The organism is Phenylobacterium sp. (assembly GCF_025351295.1).
In the GTDB taxonomy this organism is placed as follows: domain Bacteria; phylum Pseudomonadota; class Alphaproteobacteria; order Caulobacterales; family Caulobacteraceae; genus Phenylobacterium.
Map to the genome: position 1 here is coordinate 1 of NZ_JANXWD010000134.1, position 3413 is coordinate 3413.

Below are 3413 nucleotides of genomic sequence, written 5' to 3' on the forward strand. Positions count from 1 at the left end.
TGGGTTGGGCAGGTTTTCAAACTCGATGGGTCAGAGGTAGTCGAGGGCCGAGTGCAGACGCTCGGTGTTGTAGACCGCGTCGATGAAGCCGCCGATGGCCGAGGTGGCGTGGGCCAGGTCGCGGTAGTGGCTGGCGTCGACCTCTTCGGTCTTCAGGGTCTTCGTGAAGCTCTCGGCCATGGCCTTGTCATAGGGACATCCCGCCCGGCTCATCGAGGGCTGGATGCGGGCGGCGAGGAGCCGCTCGATGTAGTCGCCGCAAGCGTACCTTGGGGGGCATGCCGACGTTTCAAGGCGGCTGGGGTTGTACTGCATAGCCAGCTGCAGAATTTTCGCCACGGTCTCACAAAGTCGCCAAGTTCCCGACTGTCGATGAACCGATCGCGTAGCACGGTGTTGCGTCAGGCATAGGGTTCTGCGCGCCGAAAGTTGTCCGGCGAAGCGCGGCCCCTAGGGGACGCCCCATGCCGCGACGCCACCTCTTCCGCACAGCGAGTCTCGCCATCGCAGGGATCGCCGCGTTCGCGACTGTCGGCATGGTCGGCTCGCGCGCCATATCGCAGCCACAGGCGAGCAACCGTGCCGCGGATCAAGGGCCGAAGATGCCTCAGGATCTGTCGGGCGACGCCGCCCTGGGCCGCGATGTCTTCCGCTTCGAGACGTTCGGGAACGAGGGATTCTGGACCGACGCCGTGCGCCTGCCCGCCGGGATCGCCGCGGCCAGGGTGACCCCGATGCAGGCCCTTGAACTGGGGCTGCAGGTCGATGTCGACGCTGTGCCGTCCGATGTCCGCCAGCGCCTTGCCCGCGAACTCAAGGACGATCCGACAGGCCGTAGCTCCAGCGTTCTGAACGACGCCTCGCTCACGCCGAAGCTGGTCATGGCCAATGCGGTGATGGGCATGTCGGCGAAGGGCGACAAGGTCGGGACGTCTTGCGCGCTCTGCCACTCGATGAGCGACGCCTCGGTGTTCAAGTCACCCAAGGGTGGCTCCATCGGCCATCGCATCGACGGCCTGGCCAATCACGACCTGAACCTCGGAATGATCTTCGCCACCGCCGCCAACACCCGGGCGCTTTACACGGTGTCGCAGCTCACGCTTGTGGCCAACAAGGGCAAGACCCTGGGGGGCGCGCCAACCGGCCTGACGCCCTCGTCGACCGAAGCCGAGTTCGACGCCTATTTCAGCAACCCGAAATACTACCCCGTCGGCATGTTCGACGACAGCTTCGACGGCAACGGCGATCCGATGCACAACACCCCGCTGTTCCGCCAGGACTTGGCCGCACCCTATGGCAGCGAAGGCACCTTCACTAAGATCGACGACTTCTCGAACCTGGTGTTCACCAGCCTCTTCGACCAGACCATGCTGACCACGCCGGGCGGACGGGCCTTCGTTCACAAGCTGGCGGGTCCCGCCGGCGACGAAATGATCGACGGCTACGTCAAGGTTCTGGCCGCCACCGGCGTCACCGGCTACCCCTATGTCAAGACGACGAGCACGGGAAAGCCGGGCGAGTTGGCGACCCCGGTCGGGGTGCGGGTCGACAACCGCAAGCTCCTCGCCATGAATGCTTATCTCGCCGGCCTCCAGGCGCCGCGCGGCGCCGTCGTCGACCGGCCATCGGCCATGCGCGGGAAGATGGTGTTCCAGGCCTCGGGTTGCGCCGGCTGCCACAATACCGACCAGGGCCGCCCGGTCCCGACCACGCTGCATCCCATGAAGCAGATCTGGCCCGGCGACGCGCCGATGGTGCTCGCCCAACGTGAGCCGCCGCTGAACCCGGTCCTCAACAGCCCCGGCGTCTTCGATGACAAATGGGCCGTCGTGAACGCCAGCGTTCGGGGCGAGAAGCGCGGTGTCGCCATGCCGCTGCTGCTCGACCTGGCCCGCAAGCCGGTGTTCCTGCACGACAACTCCGTGCCCAGCCTCGATGCGCTGTTCGACCCGCGCCGCGGGCCGACCGCGCCGCACCCATTCTATGTCGCCAAGAGCGCCCAGCGGGCCGACGTCGTGAACTACTTGAAGGGCCTCGACGCAGGGTCGCGCTGAGGCCCGGGCAGGCCGCCCGGGACGGGACCTGCTCGTCAATCGCCGCGCCCATTTGCGCTTCGAGTCCACCTAGAAGCCATGAGGCCAGCTTGCGGCAAAGGCTGCGTCGATCCGGGCCCCACAGTCTTGCGGCCACGGCTGGCTGTTGATCTCCGTCAGGGTGTGGAGACGGCTATGCGCGCACCTCTCCCTCCCACCTCGTGTGATGCGGAACAGCCTTGGCGAATTACGCGGAATTACGGTGACAGTGCATCAAACTGGACCGTCAGGGTTGTTTGTGGCCGGGGCCAGGGCCGGCGTCGAGCTTAATGCACTGTCACCGTAATAATTAGTAATAATTAGATCCCTGCACGAATTCAAGACCAAGGCATTGGATCAATTAAGTAAACTGTCACCGAAACCCCAACGCCGGCCCACCCCGACGGTGGCGAAGCGCGCCGCCAGCCAGCCCGAAGCCGCCGATCATCAGCGCCCAGGTCGCCGGCTCCGGCACGCTGTCGGTGGGACTGTCGGCGCTCGTCAACGACAGGTTCGTTAGGAACAGATAAGGATGCCGCGCATCGCGGTTAAAATACAGATCCAGCTCTTGCCCAACGCCGGTCACGTCAAAGGAGATCGTGTTGAGGGTGTCCAGGGCGGTAGGTTTGGACAGGATGCCGAAATAGCCGAACGGATGGCCGTCAACGGGGACACCGACCCTGGCGTCAAAGGTGCCGTTACCGGCGTAATCGAAGGACACGTGCTTGAAGGCGCCCTTGATGACGATAAACGGCACACCCTCGGGGAAGATGTCGAGGCCGGTGTAGGCGGTGTGCGTCAACGTCGAACCGACGCTGACCGTCACCTCCTCAAAACCGTTAAAGCGGACCCCCAGGTCAGGACCCGCCGGGAGAGACGGAACGGTTTGGACGCCCTCGTAATATGAGCCGATGAACGCCTCGTCCGGCGGAACGAACAAGCTGTCCGGCGCATCATGAAAGTCGATAAATATATCCGCCCAGGCGGGCGCGGCGGCGGCCGTGGCGGCCAGCACGGCGCCCGCGAAAAGTCCTGCGATTTTCATATTTTCCCCCTGCCCAGGTAACTTGGGCGCCGATAGGCGAACGCAGCAACGTCTAATTATGACGGAGCTCAGATTGGCCGCCCAGGCCAAGCCTCGGTTTCGGTGACAGTTTACTGAATTGATCCAATGCCTTGGTCTGGAATTCGCGCAGCGGTCAATTAAGTAAACTGTTGTCTAATTGATTTCATGGTGTGGTGTGGTTCTTGGCGTGTCTGACCGTGGTCTATGGTTGTCTTCGGGGTCATGGCCTGGCTGGGGAGCCTTGGGTGGCCATGCCGCAGGATCGCGGTCAGGCG

Annotated in this window: 3 protein-coding genes; 1 reads left to right on the forward strand and 2 read right to left on the reverse strand. The window is 63.9% G+C overall.

Going from position 1 to position 3413, the window contains the following annotated elements; genetic code table 11:
- Positions 1-30: 30 nt before the first annotated feature.
- Entirely contained in the window at positions 31-339 is a 309-nt protein-coding gene (locus tag Q0R13_RS18585) for an integrase core domain-containing protein (RefSeq protein WP_293906745.1), read from the reverse strand.
- A gap of 263 nt (positions 340-602) precedes the next feature.
- Between Q0R13_RS18585 and Q0R13_RS18590 the strand changes: the two genes are divergently transcribed.
- The gene (locus Q0R13_RS18590) at positions 603-2054 is read left to right on the forward strand and encodes a hypothetical protein (RefSeq protein ID WP_293906747.1); all 1452 of its coding nucleotides are present in this window, start codon (positions 603-605) and stop codon (positions 2052-2054) included.
- A gap of 391 nt (positions 2055-2445) precedes the next feature.
- On the opposite strand, the gene Q0R13_RS18595 is transcribed toward Q0R13_RS18590, so the two are convergent.
- Positions 2446-3117 carry a PEPxxWA-CTERM sorting domain-containing protein gene (locus Q0R13_RS18595; protein ID WP_293906749.1) on the reverse strand — a complete coding sequence of 224 codons (672 nt, stop codon included), beginning with the start codon at positions 3115-3117 and terminating at the stop codon, positions 2446-2448.
- Positions 3118-3413 lie beyond the last annotated feature (296 nt).

Coding starts and splice junctions, on each gene's coding strand:
- Q0R13_RS18590 (WP_293906747.1), top strand. CDS start 603: ATGCCTCAGGATCTGTCGGGCGACGCCGCCCTGGGCCGCGATGTCTTC.
- Q0R13_RS18595 (WP_293906749.1), bottom strand. CDS start 3,117: ATGAAAATCGCAGGACTTTTCGCGGGCGCCGTGCTGGCCGCCACGGCC.